The sequence below is a fragment of the Paenibacillus sp. FSL H8-0104 genome (assembly GCF_038050215.1).
Classification (GTDB): domain Bacteria; phylum Bacillota; class Bacilli; order Paenibacillales; family Paenibacillaceae; genus Paenibacillus; species Paenibacillus amylolyticus.
Genome location: NZ_JBBOTC010000001.1, coordinates 6,029,658 through 6,036,643, shown reverse-complemented (window position 1 = coordinate 6,036,643; position 6,986 = coordinate 6,029,658). Strand labels below are relative to the sequence as shown.

General features: G+C 53.6%; 3 protein-coding genes. All 3 read left to right on the top strand.

What is annotated here, in order from left to right:
- Window positions 1-158 precede the first annotated feature (158 nt).
- The 3 genes from NST38_RS26605 to NST38_RS26595 are packed head-to-tail and all read left to right on the top strand — an operon-like array spanning window position 159 to window position 6,983.
- Entirely contained in the window at window positions 159-3,437 is a 3,279-nt protein-coding gene (locus tag NST38_RS26605; RefSeq protein ID WP_341344185.1) for a non-ribosomal peptide synthetase, read from the top strand.
- Complete coding sequence (locus tag NST38_RS26600; RefSeq protein ID WP_341344184.1) at window positions 3,427-5,253, top strand: ABC transporter ATP-binding protein; 1,827 nt, start codon at window positions 3,427-3,429, stop codon at window positions 5,251-5,253. The genes NST38_RS26605 and NST38_RS26600 overlap by 11 nt, the downstream gene beginning before the upstream one ends.
- On the top strand, window positions 5,250-6,983 hold the full coding sequence (locus NST38_RS26595) for an ABC transporter ATP-binding protein (protein WP_338707078.1): 1,734 nt from the start codon (window positions 5,250-5,252) through the stop codon (window positions 6,981-6,983). Before NST38_RS26600 ends, NST38_RS26595 begins: the two co-directional genes overlap by 4 nt.
- The last annotated feature ends 3 nt before the right edge of the window (window positions 6,984-6,986 follow it).

Here is a 6,986-nt window from a genome sequence, read left to right as displayed (position 1 = left end):
AGCGCGCTCCGCCGTAACCGAAAGTGGTGCGCATCCCAAGAAAGACGGCGAACAACTTGCTAGTCCGTAAATCAAGCCCGTAAACGCGCAGGTCGAAAGCAAGCCTTTCCAGACCTGCGTCGGGGTATGCGGTCACTTCATTTTTAGGGGAGGTACGAATGAAATCTTTATTTGAAAAGGAAGAACGGTACTGGAGCGGCAAGTTTGACGCAGATGATAGCCTGAGCTTCCTTCCATACAGTCAATCCTCCAAATTATTCGAGGGCGGGGAATCTGCGGCTGAGCCGGACTTGCTTCACCGTACTCTGCCGAGCGAACTCTCGGAGAGAATCATTGGCCTCGCCAGCGGTTCGGATTTGGCTCTGTACATGATTGTTTTGGCAGGAGTCAAAAGCCTGCTGTTCAAATATACCGGGCGGGACCAAGTGCTTGTCGGCATGCCTTCGTATAGCGCAGACCAGGGCGAGACGCCGCCGCAAGACATCTTGGTGATCAAGACATCGGTAAGCAGCCAGACTACGCTGAAAACGCTGCTTGGGGGCATCAAAGGCTCCATCGGCGAGGCGCTGGAGCATCAGCACCTGCCTTTTCGAAAAATGGTGGAGCCGCTCCATTTGGACTATACGGGGCATGGCCTCCCGGTCGTCAACACCATCGCATCCTTCGCCCCGATTCATCCGGGACCGCTGGGTAACCGTGTGGCGGCTGATACCGTTTTTCGCTTCGACCGCCAAAACGACTCCATCAAGCTGGAAATAAGCTTTGACGGACAGCGGTACGAGCGGGCATTTATGGAGCAGGCGGCCGACCATCTTGTTCGGTTGCTGTCCATGCTTTTATTTCAGCCAGATCTGGAGCTTGGACAAGTCGATATGCTGTTCCCAGTCGAGAGGGAGATGCTGCTCAAGGGATTTAATGACACCGAAACCGAGTTCGAGCGGGGGAAAACGATTCATGGCTTGTTCGAAGAACAGGCGGAGCATCGCCCGGATAACGTGGCCGTCGTCATGAACGAGCGGCAATTGACCTACCGCGAGCTGAACGAGCGATCCAACCGCCTTGCGCGGAAGCTGCGGGAAAAAGGAGTAGAAGCAGACCAGCTGGTAGCGATTCTGGTCGAACGCTCACTTGATATGGTCGTCGGCATTCTGGCAATTCTTAAAGCGGGCGGAGCCTTCGTACCTGTCGATCCCGACTACCCGGAGGAGCGCATCCGCTTCATGATCGAGGATTCAGGCGCACCGTTATTGCTGATTCAAAAACATCTGCACGAGAAGACCGACTTTGAAGGAACACGCCTTGAATTAGACGATTTTGTTTGGGGCGATAGCGGGGCGGAATCCACTGGTGTGCTGGATGCTTCGAATCTGGAGCCGGCCAGCGGTCCGAATGATCTGGCTTATGTCATCTATACATCAGGTACGACGGGCAAACCCAAAGGGGTCATGCTGGAGCATCGTGGTTTGGTCAGTTTAAAGCTGATGTTCGCGGACAGGCTGGGCATCACGGAGCATGACCGGATCGTTCAATTCGCCAGCCTGTCATTCGACGCGTCCTGCTGGGAAGTGTTCAAAGCGCTCTATTTTGGCGCGACTTTGTACATCCCGACAGCCGAGACGATTCTCGACAACCGCCTGTTCGAGAGTTATATGAACGAGCATGCGATTACGGCGGCGATTTTGCCTCCGACGTACAGCGCATATTTGAACCCGGACCGCCTTCCCAGCTTAACGAAGCTTGTAACGGGAGGTTCGGCGGTATCGGCCGAATTTGTGCAGCAGTGGAAGGAGAAGGTCCACTATTTCAATGCTTACGGGCCTACTGAAGCTTCGATTGTTACAACGCTTTGGGATGCGGATGAGCAGCAGCCGGAGCGCAGAGTTATTCCGATCGGGCGCCCGCTGTCCAATCACCGGATTTTTATTTTGGATGCCCACCTGCAGCTTGTGCCTCCGGGAGTGGACGGCGAGTTATGCGTGGCAGGCGTAGGGCTTGCGAGAGGTTACCTGAACCATCTGGAGCTAACGGCAGAGAAGTTTGTGGAACATCCGTTTGTGCCGGGAGAACGCCTTTACCGGACGGGAGATCTCGCCCGCTGGCTGCCGGACGGCAACATCGAATACCGGGGGCGGATCGATCATCAGGTGAAAATCCGCGGCTACCGGATCGAAATCGGCGAGATTGAAGAGCAGCTGCTGAAGATCGCCGCCATGCAAGAAACGGTGGTGCTCGCCCGCGACGACGCGAACGGCCATAAGCAGCTTGTCGCTTATTACGTTGCGGAAACGAGGCTGGCGGCGCATGAACTCAAGGAGCAGCTCGCCAAGCAGCTTCCGGGATATATGATTCCTTCGTACCTCGTGCAGCTTTCGCGGATGCCGCTGACCCCGAACGGGAAAATCGACCGCAAAGCGCTACCCGCACCAGAGGAAGCCGCCACTGTAGGAACGGAATATGTTGCGCCGAGAACACTGCTCGAGATGAAGATCGCCCGTGTCTGGCAGGATACACTTGGCATTTCACAGGTTGGCGTAAAGGATAACTTTTTTGAGCTGGGAGGCAATTCCTTAAGTCTGATTAGGCTCGTTCAAGCCGTTTACGATGAAACGGGCATCGAGATACCGCTGAATCGCCAATTCCATCATGTAACCGTTGAAGCCATGGCTTTTGGAGAGGAGGATCTGGGTCTGGATAAAGGGGGAGACTCCTTCATTAAGCTAAATAAAACAGGGGATCTGAACGTGTTCTGCTTCCCTCCAGGCAGCGGATTCGGCATCGGTTACCGAGAGCTTGCAAGCAGACTAGACGGCCGATTCGTGCTTTACGGCATTGATTTTATCGACGATGCCATCGATTACGAGGCCATGCTGAACCGTTATGTGGATGAGATTGTTCGTATCCAGCCTGAAGGACCTTACGTGTTGCTCGGTTACTGCTTCGGAGGCAACCTGACGTTCGAGGTAGCCAAATCGATGGAAAGAAGAGGGTACTCCGTAACGGACGTGGTCATGGTGGACTCATGGATTAAGGACACACTCACGCCTTATGAAACGTCTGAGAAAGAGCTTGAAGAGATGCTTGCAGATTTCGACGAAGAAGAGAAGGAATTAATGAGCAATCCGCTCGTGCGGGAGCGTGTTCATCGGAAGATCAAAGCCACCTTAACGTACGAAGCGCAGCTTATTAATTCAGGAACGATAACTGCCCGGATTTACGAACTGATTGCGAAGGACAGTGAAGCGTTCCGCCTGGAGCACCAGTTGCCGTCTTGGCAGAGGGCAACGACGCAAGCTTACGCCGATTACCGGCTGGAGGGCGCACACGAGGAGTTACTGGAACTCGCGCGCGTGGACGAAACGGCCGTTGTCATCCGTGACATCTTAGTGCAAATCAAGCAGCAGATGGAAGCGGAGGCCGGGGTCCTGCATGGGAGATGACCGGCAGACTTCTGTTCAAGAACAAGGCACAGCGGCGCCTTCCAAGCGCCGAACCGCTTATGCCACCTGGAAAGCGTTCCGCTGGCTGATGTCCTATGTAAGCCGTCACAAAGGCTGGATGATCGTTGGTATCCTGTCCGCAATTGCCGCCGCGGTTATTGAGATATGGACGGGACGTTTGGTCGAGCAGCTGACCACACAGGCCGAGAATGGGGCGGGGCCTATCGTTCTGCAGATCGTGTACACGGTCTTTGTGGTCATCTTGATCGGTGTGCCGGCGAAGTTTTTCATGAGCTTTGGTGTGGAGCGAAGCAGTGCCTCTGCGGTGCAGGATATCCGCAACCATGTCATGCGTCATATCGGCAAACTCCCGGTCCCCTATTTGGAAAAGCAGCACTCCGGCGACGTGTTGTCGCGGATCAACAACGATCTGCAGCTCATCCAGCAATTTATGATTCGGGACCTCGCCCAGTGGTTTTATCATCCGCTATTATTTATCGGCTGTTTCGCTTATTTGATGTATCTCCAATGGGAGCTGATGCTGTACAGCCTGCTGTTATTTCCCGTAGCACTGCTGGTTTCCCAATGGATCGGCAAGCAGTTGGAACAGTTGACGGAGGAAGCCCAGGCGAACATGGGCCGAATGAACGTCAACCTCCAGGATACGCTTGGGGGGATGCCTATTGTAAAAAGCTACCTGCTATCCGGTATGTTATCTCGCTCCTACCAAGTGCTGCTACAATTGACGGCTCAAAAAAAGCTGGCCGTGAAAAAGCGGGAAGCCTGGGTCAACCCGCTGCTTTCTACGCTGATGATTAGCCCGATCATTTTCGCCGTCAGTTACGGAAGCTATTTGATCTACAACGGGCAGCTAGGCGCGGGAGAACTGATCGCCTTCCTGTACTTGCTTAATCTGTGTCTGGAGCCGCTGGAGCATATTCCCGAGCTCATCACGCGCACGTTCGAAATGACCGGTGCCCTGAGAAGGGTCTCCGAAATCGTCGAGCAGCCGACCGAAACGGAAAATGGCCGTTTGCTTCCAAAAGCGAGCGCCGCCCCCATCCAGTTTCAGAACGTAACCTTCGGGTATGAAGAGAGCTCCCCGATTCTGCGGAATGTTAGCTTCTCGGTGCCGGAAGGCAAGACGATTGCGCTTGTCGGAGCGAGCGGCGGAGGGAAGAGTACGGTGTTTAAGCTGGTATGCGGCTTTTATCCACTTCGGGAGGATCAGGGCGAGATTCGCGTGTTCGGAAGCCTGATCCACGGTGCAGATCCGGAGCAGCTTCGGTCGCATTTTTCCGTGGTAACCCAAGATTCATATTTGTTTAGCGGTACGATCGCCGAAAATATCGGCTATGGGCGGCAAGAAGCGTCGATGGACGAGATTATCGAAGCCACCAAAGCCGCTCAGGCTCATTCTTTCATTATGCAGCTTGAGGACGGTTACCAGACGTATGTCGGAGAGCGCGGCGGTTTTTTGTCCGGTGGGCAACGGCAGCGCATTGCAATGGCTCGGGCGTTTCTGAAGGATGCTCCCGTTCTGCTGTTGGACGAGCCCACATCGGCACTTGATCCGGAGTCGGAAAGCGCGGTTCAGGAAGCGTTGGGCGTATTGATGAAGCAGAGAACGACCATGGTGATTGCCCACCGGCTTTCTACGGTACAAAACGCCGATGAAATTTGGGTTATGGAACAAGGAAGTATCGTCGAAAAGGGCACTCATGAACAATTGCTCGAGAGGAAGGGACTGTACGCCCAGTCGTATTACCAGGAGTTTACCGAGTCTGCCGAACGCAGGGAGGTGTCGTACACATGAAAAAGGGCGGAAGGCTATCACAAGTGAAAGAACTCGGCTACTTGCTCACGTTTATGAACCGCAAGCGCAAAACCCAGTACGCGATTGGCCTTGCTGTAACGGCGCTCACCCAGACATTGTTTCTGATTGCCTTCAGCTTGGTCGTACATAACTTGGTTGATTTCGCCGTGTCCCGAGATACGTCCCTGATGGTGGAAGCTTTTGTTATTTTGGGCGTGGCCCTGTTTCTCGAAAATATAATTTCTCCCTGGTTCATTTACTTATACCAGCGCAGTGTCGAGCTGACTGTGCTGAATATCCGCAAACGTCTTTATGACAAGCTGTGCCGGGTGCGGCCGAGATTCCTGGAGCAGAACCACCATGGGGACTTGCTGTCGCGAGTGAACAACGACGTAACGACCGTTGAGTTTACATTCTCGCAGGTTTACTTCGTTTTGCTGCTTCAAGTTGTCTTCTGCATCGGCTCCATTGTCTCTATGGCGGTGATCGATTGGCGGTTTGCTGGCGTATCCTTCGTCATTCTGCTGCTGTCCTCTCTGGTCAGCCTGAAATTTGCACGGGATATCCGCGCTTTGTCCGAACAAGGCTTGCGTACGCTCGGTAAAATGACCGAAAAATTCAAAGATTTTATGGGCGGCATTCAAATTGTGAAGTTGTTCCGCATCCGCACGATTTACGGCCAGTACGAGGCGTTGAACGAACAAATGACGCAAACGCTTCGGCAAACGGCGAAAAAGAATGGTATGCAGGCTGCGGTGAACCATTTTATCAGCTACGTCACGTTTTGCGGCATCATCGTCATCGGCAGTCTTCTATATGCCTACGGATTGATGGGAATGGGAAGCGTCGCCGCTCTGGCAGTTTTGCAAGTGAATCTGACGCACGCCTTGTTGAACTTGGGGATGGTTCTGTCGATGACCCAAAATTCGCTCGCGGGTGCTCACCGGATTCAAGAGGTACTAAGCGAGGAAGAGGAACCGGAGCGTTTGGGATCTTCTCATAGCGAGCTTGTATCGGAGGCTGCGGTGGAGTTTCGCGATGTGGAATTTTCCTATCAGTCGGATAAAAAGGTACTTGTCGACATGTCCATGCAAGTGTTTCCTGGTCAGGTCGCTGCGATTGTAGGAGCCAGCGGCAGCGGTAAAAGTACGCTGATCAAGCTGCTGCTCGGTTTTTATCCTGTGGACAGCGGAGATATCCTGCTTCAGGGTAAACCTTTCGGCCATTACACGCTGGAAGAAATCCGCAGGCAGATTGCATACGTTCCGCAGGAACCGTTTTTGTTTACCGGCACGATTGAGGAAAATATCCGCTATGGCAACCCGGATGCAACGGATGAAGAAGTGGTTGAAGCGGCCAAAGCGGCGTACGCTCACCATTTTATTCAGGAACTTCCTGAACAGTATAAAACGCCGGTGGGAGAGAGAGGAGCGTCGTTGTCAGGTGGACAAAGGCAGCGAATTGCGATCGCCCGGGCGATTCTCAAAAACGCCCCGATTCTACTGCTGGACGAAGCGACTTCTGCATTGGATAACGAATCCCAGCATTGGGTACAGCAAGCTCTGAACGTATTGATGAAGGGGCGCACCACCATTCTGATTGCCCACCGTCTCAGCACTGTGGAACATGCGGATTTGATTACGGTCATGAATCAAGGAACGGTCGTGGAACGGGGCCGCCATCAGGAACTGCTGGCGCTCGGAGGTTACTACGCGCGGCTGTACGGCTAGACC

Bases quoted from the DNA above. Each gene is read 5' to 3' on its own strand.
- NST38_RS26605 (WP_341344185.1), top strand. From the start codon at position 159: ATGAAATCTTTATTTGAAAAGGAAGAACGGTACTGGAGCGGCAAGTTT.
- NST38_RS26600 (WP_341344184.1), top strand. From the start codon at position 3,427: ATGGGAGATGACCGGCAGACTTCTGTTCAAGAACAAGGCACAGCGGCG.
- NST38_RS26595 (WP_338707078.1), top strand. From the start codon at position 5,250: ATGAAAAAGGGCGGAAGGCTATCACAAGTGAAAGAACTCGGCTACTTG.